This window comes from Arthrobacter sp. CJL-S3 (genome assembly GCF_056711635.1).
This window is the reverse complement of the sequence record NZ_CM160046.1, coordinates 657468-676316: the sequence shown is the minus strand read 5'-3', so window position 1 is coordinate 676316 and position 18849 is coordinate 657468. Positions and strand designations below refer to the sequence as shown.

Below are 18849 nucleotides of genomic sequence, written 5' to 3'. Positions count from 1 at the left end.
TCCCCCATAAGTGCCGGACCGTTGTCCTCTGGAAACCTCCGCACTCCGGCCCTACCATGAAGCCATGTTGGGCACCCGCACCGTGAGGGCTTTTGCGGATAGCTTCGGCGGCGAGGTGATCAGGCCGGGCGAACCGAAGTACGACGTTGCCCGTGCGGTCTGGAACGGTCTGGTCGACCGCCGGCCGGGCCTCGTCGTCCTGCCGAACGGAACGGCCGACATCGTGGCGGCCCTCCGATTCGCGCGCGAACAGGAACTTGTCGTCGCCGTGCGCGGCGGCGGCCACAGCATCCCCGGATTCTCTACCTGCGACGACGGTATCGTCATCGACCTCTCGCGAATGCGCGGCGCGACCATCGATCCCGAACGCCGCACAGCTGTCTGCGCCGGCGGCGCGCTGCTCTCAGAGCTGGACAACGCGGCACAGGCCGTCGGCCTCGTATGCCCGGTCGGCGTGGTCTCCCACACCGGCGTCGGCGGTCTCACGCTTGGCGGCGGGATGGGCCGCCTGCAGCGGAAGTTCGGGCTAACGATTGACAACCTCCGTGCGGTGGACCTCGTGACGGCCGACGGCGGGATCGTTCGCGCCTCGTCGGACGAGAACCCCGAGCTCTTCTGGGGTGTCCGTGGCGCCGGCGCAAACTTCGGCGTTGCCACGTCGTTCGAATACGCCCTCCACCCGCTTGATCATCCCATCACGCACGGGACCGTCGTCCACCCGATCGAGCGCGCCGGCGAGCTCGCGCAGCTCTTCACCGAGATCGCCGAGACGGGCCCGGACGAGCTGTGGCTCGGCTTCTACATCCGCCTGGCGCTCCCGGCGGAGGCCTTCCCGGCAGGCATCGGGGGCCGGCCGATAGCCGCTGTGTCCGTATTGCACTGTGGGCAGCCCCGCGAGGCCGAGCGGGATCTCGCACGCTTGCGTGGGTTCGGACCGCCGGTTGCCGGGTCGATCGAGCCGAAACCCCACCTGGTAGCACAGCGCCTCGCAGACGTGTCCTCGGCGTGGGGCCACCGCTTCTACATGAAGAGCGCTTTCCTCCGCAGCCTGCCCGAGGAGCTCGTCGATGTGGCGGTCCAGCACGCCCACGGGATTCCTGAGGGAGCCAGCGGCGAGTTCGGTTTCTGGTCGTGGGGCCGGGCGATCGCAGAGGTTCCGGAGGACGCGACCGCGTTCACGGGCCGCGCAGCGGCCTACTGGATGGGCGCCGAGATCCAGTGGGACGATCCGGCGCTCGACGGGCCGTGCCGTGAGTGGGCCCGGGCAGGAATGGCGGAGGTCGGGCCGTTCGCCGCCAGAGGCCGCTACGTCAACGACGTCGCCGAATCGCGCGGGGACTCGCGGGCGATCTACGGCGACGGGAAGTACGAGCGGTTGCTCGGACTCAAGCGCGCATGGGACCCGGACAACGTTTTCCGGATGAATCAGAACATCCGCCCTTAGCAACTGGGAGGGACGGTCGGGCCGTCATCGACTCCGTGCCGCTGCATTGGGACCAAAAGACTACGTCACCCGCCCTAAAACGACTGCCGGCCACGACAAAGGCCCCCACCTGTCGGGTGAGGGCCCTGCCGTGGCGCCGGTGGACCCGTCGCCTCAACCTCCGGCCGGCCGAACCGCTGGCTTGCTCAGCCAAGCGGGTAGGCCTTAGGCGAAGTCGGAGACTGCCGGGTCGGCACCGATGCGGCCGGCGCCCTCGGCCGAGTTGTCCATGCCGTTGATGGCCTGCACATCGGTCTCATCCAGGCTGATGTCCAGCGCGGCGAAGTTCTCGCGGATGCGGGATTCGGTCACGGACTTGGGGATGACGACGTTGCCGATGGCAAGGTGCCAGGCGATGACAACCTGCGCCGGCGTGGCGTCATGCTTGGCCGCGATCTGGCCGATGATGGCGCTCTCCAGCAACTCGCCGCCCTGGCCCAGCGGCGACCAGGCCTGAGTGAGGACGCCCTTGGAGGCGTTGAATTCACGCAGCTCGGACTGGTTGAAGAAGGGGTGCAGTTCGATCTGGTTGATGGCCGGCACAACGCCGGTCTCGTCGATCAGGCGCTGCAGACCCTCCTTGGTGAAGTTGGAGACACCAATGGTCTTGACGCGGCCCTGCTTCTGCAGCTCGATGAGTGCCTTCCAGGTGTCCACGTACTTGTCCTGCTTGGGCTGCATCCAGTGGATCAGGTACATGTCCAGGGTCTTCAGGCCGAGGCGGTCCATGGATTCCTCGAAGGCCTTCAGCGTGGACTCGTAGCCCTGGTCCGCGTTCCACAGCTTGGTGGTGATGAAGATTTCCTCGGGCTTGAGGCCTGAGCGCTCGATCGCCCGGCCCACGCCTGCTTCGTTGCCGTAGATCTTGGCGGTGTCGATGTGGCGGAAGCCCGCTTCGAAGGCCTGGACGACCACCTTCTCGGCGACGTCGTCTTCAACCTGCCACACTCCGTAGCCAAGCTGGGGAATGGTGTTGCCATCATTGAAAGTCAGTACCGGTGAAAAAGTCATTCCGCCATCCTGCCAACGTCCCCGGCATACCGCCAGCTTAAAGGGCGCAGCTAAGCTAGGCGCTTAACCGGGAATTTCCCGCCCTTGCCAGGGTCAGTTCGGAACCCTCAGCCGGTGGCGGCCGCCTCCGCGAGCCGGCGTTCGGCGTCGTTGACCTGTTCCAGCACCGATTCGGCGCGGCGCCGCACCGACACCGCACCGGCCGGGACGGGGCCCACGGCGAGCCGCAGCATCGCGGCTGCCTCGGCCGTCGTCGCCAGCGAGTTGCCGGCGGTGGACAGTGCGCGGTGGACTCCGGCCAGGCTCCCGGGAATGTCGAGTCCCTCACTGGGTGAACGCCGCTGCGCCTCCACGCAGATCTGCCGGACCCGCCCGGAGAGCGCCGTGAGTTCGTTGGCGATCTCCAGGAGTTCGTCATAGAGGGCATCGTCCTCCACCCCGGCGAGAACCTGGTGGTAGCGGTCGAGGCCGCGGGCGAACCGGTCATGGGCGCGGCGCCAGAGGCCCTTGCCGAGTTCGGCGTCGTCTTTCCGCCCCTGCCGGGCGGCGCTGAAGAATCCCAAGGGTGCCTTACAAGTACTGGCCGGGACCGTGGTCCGGGTCCGCGGGGACGGCAGGCTGCGGGTGATCCGCGCCGGGCCTGGGCGCCGCGGCGCGTTGGGGTTCCCCGTTCTCGCCGATAACGACTCCGGGCGCAATCACCGTTCCGGGCGGCAACTGACGGAGCTGTGCCTGCGCCACGGCGTGGTCCCGGGCCGCATGCTGGGCCGCGAGGGCGGTCTGGATGCCGTGGAAGAGGCCCTCCAGCCAGCCGACGAGCTGGGCCTGGGCAATCCGCAGTTCCGCGTCCGAGGGAGTTCCTTCCGCGGGGAACGGAAGGGTGATGCGCTCCAGCTCCTCGACCAGTTCCGGCGCGAGGCCGTCTTCCAGTTCCTTGATGGAGCGTTCATGGATTTCTGCCAGCCGGACCCGCGCCGCGTCGTCAAGCGGGGCGGACTTCACTTCGTCCAGGAGCTGTTTCATCATGGTGCCGATCCGCATTACCTTCGCGGGTTCGTCAACGAGGTCCTGGAGCTGGCTGGTCTTGGGACGTCCCCCTGCGGGCGCCCCGGGCTGGACGGGTTGTCCCTGGCCCCGCAGTCCCCCGGGCTGTCCGGGCTCCAGCGGCTGCGCCCGGGCCACTTTTCCGTCGTCGCCGGCCGGCCGGGGGTCCAGGGTAGCGCCCTCAATGGGGGTCCCGCCGCCGGGCTGAGTGTCGTGCGGATCGCTCATGGCTTCATACTCTCACGAGCCCGGGCCGCGGCGCGGGGCAGCCGCCGGTCCCACCCATACCCAATGAACAGCGCAACACAAGGCGCAACAAACCGGGCAACGAACGGCAAAGGGCGCCACCGGGCACTAGTGTGCCCGGTGGCGCCCTGAGGAAGCGGCGGCGCCGATCAGCCAAAACCGGTCAGCAGCACCGGCCCTGGGGGTTGGCGTCCTGACGGTCCGTCTGGTCCCGCCAGAACTCCCGCTCGGTCATCGGCTGGGTGCCGTGGCCGGCTTCGGCATGGTGCGTCAGGTACTTCGTGTACGCATCCGCACCCATGACACCGCCCAGGTACCGGGCGAAGCCCCGGAAGCCTGCAACTACAGCGTTCATCTGTGCCTCCGCATTAGTGGTGGGCGGACTTCTCGGTCCGTTTGTCCGCCGGCAGCTGGTTCCACTGGGCCATGAGCTCCCGCTCGGATTCCGTGGGAACCGGGCCGGCCGGGGCGAAGACACGCGACGGCAGCGCCGGATCCTCGTTGCCGGTGGTGGCCAGGCCCGCCTTGGCGTTGCGGAACGCCTTGGACGTGGCAATCAGGGCCGTCGTGATGACAATGATGCTGAGCACCACGAAGATGACCGAGAGCCAGCCCTGGATCGCGGTGTTGCGGATCACGGCTTCCATCGCCGGGACCGTCTTGGCCGTGCCGAAGGAGGTCTTGCCCTCCTCGAGTGCCTTGGAGAAGGCGGCGTTGTTGGCGAAATAGCCGACTGCCGGAGTGGAAGAGAAGATCTTCTGGTAGCTGGCCGTGATGGTCACGACGGCCGCGAAGGCCAGCGGGAGCGCCACGATCCAGATGAACTTGAAAGAGCCCTTCTTCGCCGCGATGGCAAGGCAGACGGACAGTGCAATGGCCGCCAGCAGCTGGTTTGCGATGCCGAACAGCGGGAACAGCGTATTGATGCCGCCCAGCGGGTCCGTGACGCCCATCAGCAGCACGGCGCCCCAGGCACCGACCATGACGGCGGTGCAAAGCCAGGCGCCGGGACGCCAGGAGTGCTCCTTGAACTTCGGCACGAAGTTGCCGATCGAGTCCTGCAGCATGAAGCGGGCAACGCGCGTGCCGGCGTCGACCGCGGTGAGGATGAACAGCGCCTCGAACATGATAGCGAAGTGGTACCAGAAGCTCATCATGGCGGTGCCGCCGATGAACTGCTGCATGATGTGGGCAAGGCCCACGGCCAGGGTCGGGGCGCCGCCGGTGCGGGATACGATGCTTTCCTCGCCGACGTTGGCGGCCGTTTCGGCCAGCATATTCGGGCTGATATTGACGCCGGACAGTCCGAGGCTGTTGACCCAGGCGGCCGCGGTTTCCACGGTGCCGCCGGTGAGCGCTGCCGGGGAGTTCATGGCGAAGTACAGCCCGCGGTCAATGGAGATCGCCGCGACGAGGGCCATGACGGCCACGAAGGACTCCATCAGCATGCCGCCGTACCCGATGTACCGGGTCTGGCGTTCCTTTTCGATCAGCTTCGGTGTGGTGCCGGAGGCGATCAGGGCGTGGAATCCCGAGAGCGCACCGCAGGCGATCGTGACGAAGAGGAACGGGAACAGGGCGCCCGGGAAGACGGGACCGTTGTCGCGGCTGGCGAATTCGCTGAAGGCCGGGACGCTGATTTCCGGGCGGACCACGATGACGGCCAGTGCCAGCATCACGATGACGCCGATCTTCATGAAGGTGGAGAGGTAGTCACGCGGCGCCAGGAGGAGCCAGACCGGCAGGATGGCGGCGATAAAGCCGTAGATGATGAGGGCCCAGGCGAGGGTGACCTTGTCGAGCGTGAAGAGCGCGTCGCCCCATTCGGTCGCGGCGACCATACCGCCGCCGATGATGGCGGCCATGAGCAGCACGAAGCCGATCAGCGAGACTTCCATGATTCTGCCGGGGCGGATGAAGCGCAGGTAGATGCCCATGAAGAGGGCGATCGGGATGGTCAGGCCGACGGAGAAGACACCCCACGGGCTCTCGGCCAGGGCGTTGACGACGACGAGGGCCAGGATGGCGACGATGATTACCATGATCAGGAGGGTGGCGACCAGCGCGGCGGTTCCGCCGATGACGCCGAGTTCTTCGCGGGCCATCTGGCCCAAGGAGCGTCCGCCGCGGCGCATCGAGAAGAACATCACGACGTAGTCCTGGACTGCTCCGGCGAACACGACGCCGATGATGATCCAGATGGTGCCGGGGAGGTAGCCCATCTGGGCTGCGAGGATCGGGCCCACGAGGGGCCCGGCGCCGGCGATGGCGGCGAAGTGGTGGCCGAACAGGACGTTGCGGTCCGTACGGACATAGTCCTTGCCGTCGGCCTTGTACTCCGCGGGGGTGGCCCGGCGGTCGTTGGGCTTGAGCAGGTAGCGCTCGATCACCTTGGAGTAGAAGCGGTAGCCGATCAGGTACGTACACACGGCTGCGAACACGAACCAGATGGCGTTGACCGTTTCACCGCGGACAATCGCGAGCATGAACCATGCCACGGCGCCCAGCAGGGAGATTGCCGCCCAGATTGCGATCTTGGTCGGCGTCCATTTGCGCTCTTCGGCCTCGCGCACGGACTCGTCCACAGCTGTGGGCGGCAGGGCCGGGTCCGGCGTTATGCCGTCGTCGACCAGTAAGTTCTTTGACGTGCCATCTGGCATTGTGCCCATGTCTCCTCCTTGAGAAACCCAACCGGGCAAATCCACTCGACAGATGTGCCCCAAGGCACCCTACCAACGACGGCGAGCCCTGGATACGGCTTTGCGCTAGACGGCCCCGCGGACGCGGCGAACGGTCAGGCTAACGCGCCGAACGGCGGGGCTGTTACCGCCGGATGTTACCCGCAGGTATCAGAGTACGGGCGGATTCAGGACGACGGGCCGGCCAGCTGCATGAGCCTGGCCTCGCAAAGGTCAAGCCACCGCACCTCGGCCTCGGTCTGGAAGATCAGCGAATCCAGCACCAGCAGCCGGGCGGTGTCCGTGGACCGGTGCTGGGATGCCATATCGCGGCGGGCCTTGGTGTAGTCCTGCAGGGCGCGGATGGACACGGCACGCTGGGCATGGATGGCGGCGCCGACGTCGACGCCGGGCAGCGTCAGCCCGAGGGCGAGCTTGATGGCCAGTTCGTTCCGGGGAGGGCTGGTCCGCGGAACCGGTGAGGTGAACCAAGTGCGGACTTCGGCGCGCCCCTCGGGGGTGATGGTGTAGACGACGTGGCCCTCGCCGTCGGCGCCTTCCTTGCGGACAAGGCCGTCGCGCTCCAGGCGATCGAGGGTGGTGTAAACCTGCCCGATGTTGAGGGGCCAGGTAGATCCGGTGCGGTCCTCGAATTCGATCCGCAGCTGGTAACCGTAGCGTGGCCGGTCCTGCAGGAGGGCCAGGAGGCTGTGACGGATGGACATGATGCTCCCGGAGGGTAGCGGGACGAAGCATACACGCGCCCCAAGACGCGTGTATACCGCGTATGGAATTACACTACAGTCATTCGCAACGCCGAAGCAATTCGGGATATGCCATAACTGGAATATCTCCTAGAGAACCAGCAGGATCTTTCCCACATGGTCACCGGAGTCGAAGTACCGGTGCGCGGCCACAACCTGCTCCAGCGGGAAGGTCTTTGCCACCAGCGGCCGGATCCTACCGTCGGTCAGCAGCGGCCAGACCGCGTCGCGGACCGCGTCCATGATCACGGCCTTCTCCTCCACCGGCCGCGGGCGCAGCGCCGTCGCGATGATCGCGGCGCGCTTGCTCAGCAGCTTGCCCAGGTCCAGTTCACCCTTGGTCCCGCCCTGCAGCCCGATCACCACCAGCCGGCCGTAGTCCGCGAGCGCATCCACGTTCCGCGTGAGGTACTTGGCCCCGACGACGTCGAGGATGACATCGGCGCCCTTGCCCCCGTTCTGCGCACGCAGGCTCTCCGGGAAGTCCTCCTCGGCATAGTTGATGGCAATGTCGGCACCAAGGAAAGCCTTGGCAGTGCCGACCTTCTCCGCCGTTCCTGCCGTGGTGGCGACGACGGCGCCGAAGGCCTTCGCGAGCTGGATGGCCATCGTGCCGATGCCGCCGGTTGCCCCGTGGATGAGGACAGTCTCGCCCGGCTGCAGCTGCGCCGTCATGATCAGGTTGGAATACACCGTCGCCGCGACTTCCGGCAAGGATGCGGCGGTGACGAGGTCGATGCCGTCGGGGACCCTCAGGACCTGCCCGGCCGGAACAGCCACCTGCTGGGCGTAGCCGCCGCCGGCCAGCAGGGCGACGACCTTGTCCCCCACGGAGAACGGCTTGGCAACGCCGGGACCGAAGCCGGCGATCCGGCCCGAGACTTCCAGACCGGGAATGTCCGAGGCCCCTGGCGGGGGCGGGTAGTGGCCCTTGCGCTGCTGGACGTCGGCGCGGTTGAGCCCCGCGGCGACGACGTCGATCAGCACCTCGCCGGTGCCGGGCACGGGGGACGGGACCTCTCGGACCACCAGGGCCTCGGGTCCGCCCGGCTCTGAAATGTAGACGGCCTTCATGGACAACTCCCGATTCGTAACTCAACTTGCTGCAGCTCATTGCAGGGATGCGCTTGCGGCACACCACACCCGAAGAGCATTCTCCCAGAGTAGGCGCGGGAGTTATCCGTGTCCGCGAGCGCGACCGCGTTTTTTGTTGCTTGCCGACTGCCTATGAAACACTACTCGTTAGGGAAGGTTGTCCGAGCGGCCGATGGAGCTGGTCTTGAAAACCAGTGTGCGGTAACCCCGTACCAAGAGTTCGAATCTCTTACCTTCCGCGAATAATGCCCCTGGTTCCGCTCTTTCGGCGGAACCGGGGGCATTTTTGCGTGCCGGCCCGGCGGGCGGTGCGAGCGGACGCGGGCGGGGCACGGATGCGGGCACGTGGCCGGGCAGTGGGCAGATCAGGGCGGATGCGCAGCGCGGACCGGGGCACGTGGCCGGGCAGCGGGCAGATCAGGGCGGATGCGCAGCGCGGACCGGGGCACGCGGCCGGGCAGCGGGCAGATCAGGGCGGATGCGCAGCGCCGACCGGGGCACGTGGCCGGGCAGTGGGCAGATCAGGGCGGATGCGCAGCGCGGACCGGGGCACGGGGCCGGGCAGTGGGCAGATAAGGGCGGATGCGCAGCGCGGACCGGGGCACGTGGCCGGGCAGTGGGCAGATCAGGGCGGATGCGCAGCGCGGACCGGGGCACGTGGCCGGGCAGTGGGCAGATCAGGGCGGATGCGCAGCGCGGACGGGGGCACGGGGCCGGGCAGTGGGCAGATCAGGGCGGATACGGGGCACGGATGCGCCCCAATCTGCCCGAGCGGCGGATCCGGAGCGATGGGTGATCACCCGGGGGGCTTGATTTGCCCGGCCGTGGGCAGATCAGGGCGGATGCGCAGCGCGGATACGCCCCGATATGCCCGCGCGGTGCGACCGAGCCGCGGATCCGGAGCGATGGGTGATCATCCGCTGGGCGTGACTATCCGGGCCATCCTTGAGCCCGGAGGGCCTGTCGCACCCGCGTCAGCACCCAGTCGTCGCCGTTCCTGACGTCGAGTTTGTTGATTACCAGCTGCCGCCAGCCCGCGCCGACGGTGCGTTCGTTACGCATAGCATCGGCGAGCTGCTGCTCAGGCGTCAGGTGATGGCCGCCGTCGTACTCCACCGCGAGTCGGAACTCAGGGCAGGCCAGGTCGATCCACAGCGGAGTGCCCTGTTCATCCAGCAGCACGTAGTTCGGCTCGAACGCCGGTAGCCCGGAGCGGCCAAAGAGCAGGCGGAGCCTGGTTTCCGGGGGCGAGTCGACGCCCACACGGGCCAGCCCGAGCGACTTCCTCAGCAGGCGAAGACCCGGCACCGGGCGGCGGCTCCCGGCATAGCGCTGAAGCTCCTCCAACGTCATGCGCGCGGTCCGCGGGTGCTGGTAGCGCAAATGCTCGCAGACGAGGTCGTCCGCGATGACAACGAGGTCCTCGAGCGTCAGCGCACCCGTCCCGGCGAGGTCCAGCAGGGTCCGGGAAATTGAGGTGACCGGGACGCCATGCAAGATGACAATATCGGCGGGCTCCAGCATGGCGCGGTGGCCGACGACGCCCTTCCGGCGGGGAGCGGCGGACCCCGCCCTGGTCAGGTGCAGCAGGCCTGACCTTGTCGTGGAACGTCCGTCCGCCCGGCTGCCCGGAAGCTTGAAGGCATGGACGGCGGCCGCGGAGTAGTAGCTGACAGTGTCGGGCGTCCCCAGTTCCGTGTATGGCCGCACCCTTTCCAGCAACGACTGCTGCGGTCCGACCGGCACACGGATACCGCGGCTCGGCACATGGATGTCCTTCGCCTTGGCCCGCCACGGGGAAATGCCGCTCAGCCGGCCCTCATTGATAGTGAAGGACCGTGCCGCCAGTTCCTCCGGCAGCGGTTTCGCTGTTGCCATGGGCCCATTAGGCCACAACGCGGCGCGGGCCGCGTCGGGTTATCCACAGCCCCGGCGGGGGTGGGTGGACCCGGTCGGATGGCATCGGCGCGCCGGAGGTGGCGGCGCGTGCGGGTAGGTGCTGGCCTGTGCTGGCAGCCGGGTGCGCAGCGCGGACGGGTGCGCGTCCCCGGGCGTGGGCAGATCAGGGCGGAGGCGCAGCGCGGACGGGTGCGCGTCCCCGGGCGTGGGCAGATCAGGGCGGATGCGGGCAGCGCGGACGGGTGCGCGTCCCCGGGCGTGGGCAGATCAGGGCGGATGCGGGCAGCGCGGACGGGTGCGCGTCGCCAGGCGTGGGCAGATCAGGGCGGATGCGGGCAGCGAATGCGCCCTGATCTGCCCACGGGGCACCGCCGGACACCTCACGGCCCGGGACCCAGGGCCGGTGGCGGGAGCCGCGGAACCATTGAAACCGTCGGTGCCCGGGAATAGTCTCTCTGTGTCTTCACCACCCGTATGAATCCGTCGGCCTGCCAGCACGACCCGGGGCCGCAGAGCAGAGAAGGAGCCCACCATGCCTACACCGGACCACACCAACGGCGCGCCATGCTGGATCGATCTGATGACCTCCGACACCGGAAAAGCCAAGGCCTTCTACGGGGAGCTGTTTGGCTGGACGTTCGAGACGGGCGACCAGGAGAAGTACGGCGGGTACATCATGGCGGCGAAGGACGGCAAGCCCGTTGCCGGCATGATGCAAAAGGATGAGGCCACGGCGGGAATGCCGGACATGTGGAGCACGTACCTGCGCTCGGATGACGCGGTAGCCACTACGCAAGCTGCGGCCCGGCACGGCGGACAGGTCCATTTGGAGCCCATGGACGTTCCTGACCAGGGCCGCATGGCGATGATCGCCGATGCAACCGGGGCATCCATCGGCGTGTGGCAGCCCGGTGAGATGAAGGGCTACGGGCTCGCGGCCGAACCGGGCACGCCTGCCTGGCACGAACTCCACACCAAGGACTACGGCACCGCGGTGAAGTTCTACCAGGACGTGTTCGGTTGGGACACCGACGTTATGAGTGACACCCCGGATTTCCGGTACACCACCCTGGGCGCCGGAGATGCCGCCAAAGCCGGGATCATGGACGCCGCCGGCTACCTCCCTGCCGAGGTCCCTTCCAACTGGCAGGTCTACTTCGCGGTTGCGGACGCGGATGCCGCCGTCGAGAAGGCCGTCTCCATGGGCGCCCGGGTGATCGACGGGCCGGAGGACAGCCCGTTCGGGCGGCTGGCCACCCTGGCCGACCCCACCGGCGCCATGTTCAAGGTCATTGCGGAAACCGCGCAGCCCGGTGCTGATGCCCGGCCGGAGGGCACCTGAGTGTCCCAATGACCACAGGATCAACTGAGGAAAAACTTCGGGAAATCCTTCCGTAAAACTGCCCCCGGGAATACCGGCCAGCCGCCTCAAAGGCGGTTACTGGCCGGTATTCTTTTTGCCATGCCCGCCGCCTCGGCGCCGGGCCTGCCCAAACTGACGCAGGTCAGAAGCTTCACCAACTCCGTCGCTGGGGCGCACCGTCGGTGGCCCGTGACGGCTGTGACGCGTTCCGCTGGGGGACGTCTCGCCGAATGCACATGCACGACACATCGTGTTCATTCACCCCTGTTTTGATGTGCCGGGACCTGCTTGACCAGGAGCAGCGGCCGGCGGTCCGCGGCATCACGCGGGCACCTTCCACCCAGCCCTTACCCGGGCACCTAATGAGAGTTAGAGCGGATGAAACACATACCTTGGAAGACCGCGCTGGGCACGGCGCTGTCGGCGGGGCTCATCGCAGCCCCGCTGGCGGCCGTGCCGGCGTTCGCCGTGGGCACCTCCCCGGCAGCGGCTGGCAGCTCGCCAGTGATCATCAACGAGGCGTACCTCAGCGGCGGCAGCGCCGGAGCCGCCTTCAAGAACAAGTTCGTCGAGCTGTACAACACCTCCGACGCCCCGGTCCCGCTGGACGGCTGGTCCCTCCAGTACCGCAACGCGCCCGGTACCGGTCTCCCGAGCACTGTCGTTCCCCTCACCGGCACGATCGCGGCCAAGGGCCACTATCTGCTCAAGGGCGGGAGCAACGGCACGGTCGGGCTGGACCTGCCCGCCGCTGACGCCTCCTCAGGCGGTTTCAATCCTGCCGTTGCAGGCGGAACCATCGTGCTGGCCAAGCAGACGACGGCGGTAGCGGACCTCGCCACCGGCTCCGTCGTCGAACCGGCCAACGTGGCTGACCTCCTCGGCTACGGCACTTCACTGACCTTCGAAACCGCGGCAGCCAAGGCCCCGGCCGGCACCGGTGACGTCAAGAGCCTCAACCGCAGCAACGGCGTTGACAGCAACAACAACTCCGCCGATTTCAGCCTCAACGCCACGATCACCCCCAAGGCCCCGAACGGTGCAGCCGCCCCGGTCGATCCCCCGGTCGATCCCGGTCCGGTCACTCCCCCGGCAACCAGGACCATCGCCGAAATCCAGGGCGACGGCGTCGCGAGCCCACTCGTCGGGACCTCGGTCGTCACCCGCGGCAAGGTCACCGCGACCTTCCCCACCGGCGGCTTCGCCGGCTACTACATCCAGACCCCCGGTTCCGGTGGCGACCTCACTCCGGCCAACCACTCGGCGTCGGACGCCCTCTTCGTCTTCTCGGCCGCCACGGCCGGCTCCGTGCAGATCGGCGACTACGTCGAGGTGACCGGCTCGGTCAGCGAATACTTCGGCATGACCCAGGTGACGGTTTCCGCCGCTGCGGATCTGAAGACGCTCACCGAGGCCGCCCCCGAGGTCAAGGCCACCGGCTTCGCCCTTCCGGCCGAAGAGGCCTTCCGCGAAGCGCTCGAAGGCATGCTGCTGACCCCGCAGGGACCGGTCACGGTCACTGACAACTACTCGCTGAACCAGTACGGCGAAATCGGCCTGGCCGGAGGCACCACCCCGCTGGAGCAGCCCACCGCCGTCGCGCCCTACGGCTCCGCCGAATACACCGCCACCGTCGCTGCCAATGCCGCCCGCGGCATCAAGCTCGACGACGGCGCCACGACCAACTTCCTCAAGGACGCCGGCACCAAGGCCCTGGAGTTGCCGTACCTGACCACGGCCGACCCCGTCCGCGTGGGCGCACCGGTGAACTTCAAGACCAACGTGGTGCTCAGCTTCGCGAACGGCTCCTGGAAGTTCCAGCCGCTGACCCACCTGACCCCCGCCAACGCGGAGACCGTCCAGCCCGTCAGCTTCGGCGCGACCACCCGCACGGAGGCCCCGGCGGCAGTGGGAGGCAACCTCAAGATCGCCTCGTTCAACGTGCTCAACTACTTCCCCACCACGGGTGACCAGCTCACCGGATGCACGTACTACACGGACCGCGCCGGCAACCCGATCACCGTCCGCGGCGGCTGCGACGCCCGCGGCGCGGCCAACGCCGCAAACCTCCAGCGCCAGCAGGACAAGATCGTCGCCGCCATCACCAAGTCCGGCGCCGACGTCGTGTCCCTCATGGAAATCGAGAACTCAGCACAGTTCGGCAAGAACCGTGACGACGCCCTGGCCAAGCTGGTCGATGCCCTGAACATCGCCACGCCGGGGATCTGGGACTACGTCCGCACTCCCGCCAACGCACCCCCGCTGGCCGACGAGGACATGATCCGCACCGCCTTCATCTTCAAGAAGTCCGCAGCGGAGCCGGTGGGCGAATCCATCATCCACAACGACACCGTCGCTTTCGCTAACGCCCGCAAACCGCTGGCGCAGGTCTTCAAGCCGGTCGGCGCCGCCGATGACAAGACGTTCATCGCAATCGCCAACCACTTCAAGTCCAAGGGCTCAGCCGCCACCCCGGAGGACACCGACAAGGGCCAGGGCGCCTCGAACCTCGCCCGCACCGCGCAGGCCCAGTCCCTCCTCGCGTTTTCCAACGAGCTGCAGACCGCCAAGGGCACCGACAAGGTCTTCCTGATCGGCGACTTCAACGCCTACGCCAAGGAAGACCCGATCAACGTCTTCACGGCCGCGGGGTACGTCAACCAGGACGAAAAAGCCAAGAACGCCGATGGTTCCGCCAAGCACTCCTACCTCTTCGGTGGCCTGGTGGGCTCGCTGGATCACATCCTCGCCTCGCCGGGCGCCGACGCCATCGTCACGGGCGCCGACATCTGGAACATCAACTCCGTGGAGTCCGTGGCCCTGGAGTACAGCCGGTACAACAACAACGTGACCGACTACTACGCTCCGGACCAGTTCCGGGCCAGCGACCACGATCCGGTGGTCGTGGGCCTCGACCTTCCCTCCACTCCCGCCAGCGTTGAGCTGAACTTCCTGGGCATCAACGACTTCCACGGCCGGATCGATTCCAACACCGTGTTCTTTGCGGGAACCATCGAGAAGCTGCGCGCCGCGGCTGCCCCCGGCGCCACGGCATTCCTCTCCGCCGGCGACAACATCGGCGCCTCGCTGTTCGCCTCGGCCGTTGCCAAGGACCAGCCGACCATCGACGTGCTGAACGCCCTGGAACTGCGGACTTCCGCCGTGGGCAACCACGAGTTCGACGGCGGCTGGGCCGACCTGCGCGACCGCATCATCGCGGGCGGCAGCAACGCCAAGTTCCCCTACCTGGGCGCCAACGTCTACCGGAAGGGCACCACCGAACCGGTCCTGCCGGAGTACACCGTGCTGGACATGAACGGCGTCAGGGTTGCCGTGATCGGCACGGTCACCCAGGAAACGCCGTCGCTCGTCACCCCTGCCGGCATCGCCGACCTTGAGTTCGGCGACCCCGTTGACGCCATCAACCGCGTCGCCGCGAAGATCAAGGCGGACAACCTGGCCGATGTGATCATCGTGGAAAACCACGACGGCGCCGGGTCCGGCGTCCCCGAAGGCTCCACCCTGGAGCAGGAAGTCGCCGCCGGCGGCCCCTTCGCCAGGATGGTCACCGAGGTCACCCCGGATGTCGCCGCGATCTTCAACGGCCACACCCACAAGCAGTACGCGTGGGATGCCCCGGTTCCCGGCGCTGAGGGCAAGACCCGCCCGATCGTCCAGACCGGCAACTACGGCGAGTTCATCGGCCAGATCCGCCTGACCATCGACACGGCAACCATGGCGGTCACCGGCTACACGGCCGGCAACGTCAAGCGCACCACCTCCGCCGACCAGCCGGCGGCCGACCTCGTGGCCAACTACCCGCGCGTCGCCGCCGTCAAAACCATCGTTGAGAAGGCCCTGGCCGACGCGGCCGTGGTCGGCAACCAGCCGGTCGGCTCGGTGACCGCGGATATCACCACCGCATTCACCCCGGCCACCGGCACCACCCCGGCAACCCGCGATGACCGTGCCAGCGAGTCCACCCTGGGCAACCTGGTCGCGGATTCCCTGGTGGATTCGCTCAGGGCCCCGGAACTGGGCGGCGCCGAGATCGGCGTCGTCAACCCGGGCGGCCTGCGCAACGAGCTGTACTACGCGCCGGACGGGACCATCACCTACGCCGAGGCCAACGCGGTCCTGCCGTTCGTGAACAACCTGTGGACCACCTCGCTGACCGGCGCGCAGTTCAAGACGCTCCTGGAACAGCAGTGGCAGACCAACCCGGACGGTACGGTTCCCAGCCGCGCCTACCAGCAGCTCGGCCTGTCCCAGAACGTCAACTACACCTACGACGCCGCCCGCGCCGCCGGTGACCGGATCACCTCGATCCGGGTCAACGGCGCGCTGATCGACCCGGCGCAGTCCTACCGGATCGGAACGTTCAGCTTCCTGGCAACCGGCGGCGACAACTTCCGCATCTTCACGTCCGGCACCAACACCAAGGACTCCGGACTCGTCGACCGCGACGCGTGGATCAGGTACCTGCAGGCCCAAAGCCCGGTCTCGCCGGACTTCGCCCGCCGCTCCGTTGCCGTGGTGAACACCACGGCCGCCGAGGTCAAGGACGGGGAAGCCATCACCCTGGCCATCTCCAAACTGGACCTCACCTCGCTGGGCAGCCCGGTGAACACCTCGCTGCGCGCCGAGTTCACGGATGCCGACGGCACCGTCACCGCGCTGGGCACGGTTCCGGTTTCCGCCGGCGCCGCCACGGTTCAGGTGTCGGTTCCCGCCGGCGCCGCGCCCGGCACGGGCACCCTGGTGCTCACCGCCGTCGAGTCCGGAACCGTGGTGAGGACGGCCGTCCTGGTCGCGGCCAGCGTTCCGGTCCCGCCGACGTGCACCGCCCCGGTCAAGCCGAAGCGGTCCGCGGACATCGTGGGCCAGGCGGCCCACGGCAAGGCAATGGCCGCCTACCGCCACTGCCTCAAGGGCTAGCTAGCCCCGCACCCCCGCACCAGTGAGCATGCCCTCCCCCGGGCCGCAGCACTGGACATATAGCCCATATGTCCAGTGCTCGGCCCGGACGGAGGGCATGCTCATTTTTCGTGGACGCGGACGGGGGGCATGCTCATTTATTGGGCACGCTAACGGGGGCATGCCCGTTTTTCGGGCACGTTTCGGCCACCCGGACGGGGGGCATGCCCATTTTTCAGGCGGGCGCGGGCTGCATTCAGCTACCGTCCGAGGATGGCCCGGGCAATCTCGTCGGCGTCCCGCAGGGTGCGCTGGCCGCTGCGGTACACCGGCCCGCTCTTCTGCCGCGCCTCGGCCGCGATGGCGGTTCCCCACTGCACGGCGGAGAGCTGCAGTCCCAGCACGTACAGGCCCTCGGTCACCGAGCCATTGGCGCCCAGCGGCCGGTAAGGGTGCTGCGCCACGTCGAGCCCGGACGTCGGCACCGGCGTCCCCTCCACCGTCATCATGAGCCGCGGGCGGACCAGGCCTTCGGCGAGCAGCTGTTCCAGCAGCGGCGACTTGTTGACCGGGACCTTGTTGGCCGGCGCCAGCGCCTCGACCATGGCCACGGCCTGCACGACTTCCCCGGGGGCGTCCTCCGCGCTGTTTCCCACCCAGGGCGAGACCGCCGTGAAGGTCCCCGCCTTGCGGTCCACGCCGAACTTCGGGTCCGGGCCGACGAACCGGACGACGCCGGCACTGACCAGGGCGGCGAGCTGTTCGGACCGCAGCGCCGGCGGACCGCTGGCCAGGCCTTCGACAAAGGACTCGAACCAGCCGCGCAGGCCCGCCACCCACGATTCATCGGTGATCCCGCCGTCCGCGACGGCGGTCTTCAGCACGGCCCGGCCGTGGTGCAGGGCGCCGATGGTCATCTTCACCGGGTCGTCCTCGCCCAGGGCGGAACGCCGGGCGTCGTCGAGCAGATACTCGACGACGGCGTTGTCGAGTTCCGCGCGGGTGGCGAACGATCTCCCGGCCAGCGGTGCCGCCAGTCCCAGCAGGTTAAGCCGGTGGGCGGGACGGACGTGGATTTCCAGCACCTCGTCGACCAGGTCGTCCCATTTCGCGGCGGAGTGCGCGTGCGGATGCAGGGCCTCCTCCAGCGCCTTCAGGAACTCCTTCGGTTCCGTCAGGACGGCCCCGGGCTGCGAGCGCGCGAGCGTCGAGTAGTAGGCCCAGAGGGCGTCGCGGTGCAGGAGGGGCCAGAGGTCATGGTCGAAGGCAGGCCGGATGCCCGCCTCCGCGAATTTCGCCACGGCGCTTTCGGTGCAGTACCGCAGCGTCACGGCCTCGGGGTAATAGCCGGCGAGGGTCGCCTTGGCCCGGTACGGGGTGCCGCGCCGGGAGGCCGCGATGATGAGCGGTTCGCGGCCGGAGGGAAGGTAGCTGAGTCCGCCGTTCTCGCCGGGCAGGAACCGTCCGCCGCGACCTTCGGTCAGCTGGCCCATCGCATCGAAGAAATTCAGGCCCATGCCGCGCACCAGCACCGGCTTGACTGCCGGCACCAGCGACCAGTCGACGTCCGCCGGGGCCGCGGGAGGCAGGTACAGCAGCCCGAGCTCCTCCGCCGCCGCCTTGAGGTCGCGCTGTTCGGGGTTGAGCCGCGATTCCAGGTGGCCGAGGGCCAGGACCACCGAATCGACGGTGAGCACCGCGCCGTCGGCCAGTCCGACGTCGAACCGCACGCGGCCGTCGTCGCCCGGCCCGGGCGCGGCGGCGTGGCGGACGGAGGTCGCCGTCGTGTTGTGGAAGTCCACCGTGGCGCCGGCCGGGAGGCGGGACAGCAGCTCTTCCAGCGTGAAGCGCAGGTAGCGCCCGTACAGGGCCCGGCTGGGGAAGTCCGCGGACCCCAGCCCGGAGAGCTCGGCGCGGTCCTCGGCGGTGAGGGAGGTGTGGGGCTGGTCCTGCTGCAGTTCACGCCAGCGGTCGAAGGTGTTGCCGGCGAGCGGCCGTGCAAGGTCGGGGTCCTCGGGGATAACGGTGGGATAGAACGACTGCGTGTTCATCAGGTACAGCCGGGACTGCCCGGGCTGCCAGACGTGTCCGGGCCCCGCGGGATAGGGGTCGATGACATCAATGTGCAAGGTGGCGTCCGGTCCGGCGGGCGCCCAGTTGGCCAGCAGCCGCTCCAGCGCGCTTGTGCCCCGGGGGCCGGCGCCAATCAGTGCCGTCCGGATGCTCTGCGATATGCCCACGGCATCCAGCGTATCCGCTACCGGCACACGGCCCCGACCCGCCTAGTCTCCCCGGCACGGGTTCGGCGGCGCTTCGGCTTGACTTGCTACTGGCGCGCCGATGTTGCTT

Annotated in this window: 12 protein-coding genes and 1 tRNA gene; 4 read left to right on the top strand and 9 right to left on the bottom strand. The window is 68.1% G+C overall.

Annotated features, from left to right (window positions below):
* The first annotated feature begins 82 nt into the window (after positions 1–82).
* A complete protein-coding gene (locus AC06G6_RS03155) occupies positions 83–1444 on the top strand; it encodes an FAD-binding oxidoreductase (protein ID WP_479826287.1) in 1362 nt (453 codons plus the stop codon).
* 204 nt (positions 1445–1648) lie between these two features.
* Here the strand turns inward: AC06G6_RS03155 and AC06G6_RS03150 are convergent, their stop codons facing one another.
* The 7 genes from AC06G6_RS03150 to AC06G6_RS03120 form a co-directional block, all read right to left on the bottom strand.
* Positions 1649–2494 (bottom strand): aldo/keto reductase, encoded by an 846-nt coding sequence (locus AC06G6_RS03150; RefSeq protein WP_479826285.1) that lies wholly within the window; start codon positions 2492–2494, stop codon positions 1649–1651.
* Between the two features lie 107 nt (positions 2495–2601).
* Positions 2602–3057, bottom strand: a complete 456-nt coding sequence (locus AC06G6_RS03145) for a hypothetical protein (RefSeq protein WP_479826283.1) — start codon at positions 3055–3057, stop codon at positions 2602–2604.
* Positions 3058–3064: 7 nt separating this feature from the next.
* Complete coding sequence (locus AC06G6_RS03140) at positions 3065–3766, bottom strand: bacterial proteasome activator family protein (RefSeq protein ID WP_479826281.1); 702 nt, start codon at positions 3764–3766, stop codon at positions 3065–3067.
* Positions 3767–3947: 181 nt separating this feature from the next.
* Positions 3948–4139, bottom strand: coding sequence for a YbdD/YjiX family protein (locus AC06G6_RS03135; protein ID WP_479826279.1), 192 nt, complete (start codon positions 4137–4139; stop codon positions 3948–3950).
* A gap of 13 nt (positions 4140–4152) precedes the next feature.
* Positions 4153–6453, bottom strand: coding sequence for a carbon starvation CstA family protein (locus AC06G6_RS03130; RefSeq protein ID WP_479826274.1), 2301 nt, complete (start codon positions 6451–6453; stop codon positions 4153–4155).
* Between the two features lie 197 nt (positions 6454–6650).
* The gene (locus AC06G6_RS03125; RefSeq protein ID WP_479826269.1) at positions 6651–7187 is read right to left on the bottom strand and encodes a PadR family transcriptional regulator; all 537 of its coding nucleotides are present in this window, start codon (positions 7185–7187) and stop codon (positions 6651–6653) included.
* A gap of 129 nt (positions 7188–7316) precedes the next feature.
* Entirely contained in the window at positions 7317–8300 is a 984-nt protein-coding gene (locus AC06G6_RS03120; RefSeq protein WP_479826266.1) for an NAD(P)H-quinone oxidoreductase, read from the bottom strand.
* Positions 8301–8472: 172 nt separating this feature from the next.
* Between AC06G6_RS03120 and AC06G6_RS03115 the strand changes: the two genes are divergently transcribed.
* A tRNA-Ser gene (locus tag AC06G6_RS03115) sits at positions 8473–8560 on the top strand.
* A gap of 691 nt (positions 8561–9251) precedes the next feature.
* On the opposite strand, the gene AC06G6_RS03110 is transcribed toward AC06G6_RS03115, so the two are convergent.
* A complete protein-coding gene (locus AC06G6_RS03110; protein ID WP_479826263.1) occupies positions 9252–10199 on the bottom strand; it encodes an endonuclease domain-containing protein in 948 nt (315 codons plus the stop codon).
* A 553-nt stretch (positions 10200–10752) separates the two neighbouring features.
* Here AC06G6_RS03110 and AC06G6_RS03105 point away from each other — a divergent pair.
* Complete coding sequence (locus tag AC06G6_RS03105) at positions 10753–11562, top strand: VOC family protein (RefSeq protein ID WP_479826260.1); 810 nt, start codon at positions 10753–10755, stop codon at positions 11560–11562.
* A gap of 399 nt (positions 11563–11961) precedes the next feature.
* Positions 11962–16521, top strand: coding sequence for an ExeM/NucH family extracellular endonuclease (locus AC06G6_RS03100; RefSeq protein ID WP_479826258.1), 4560 nt, complete (start codon positions 11962–11964; stop codon positions 16519–16521).
* Positions 16522–16760: 239 nt separating this feature from the next.
* Here the strand turns inward: AC06G6_RS03100 and AC06G6_RS03095 are convergent, their stop codons facing one another.
* Entirely contained in the window at positions 16761–18740 is a 1980-nt protein-coding gene (locus AC06G6_RS03095; protein ID WP_479826256.1) for an FAD/NAD(P)-binding protein, read from the bottom strand.
* Positions 18741–18849 lie beyond the last annotated feature (109 nt).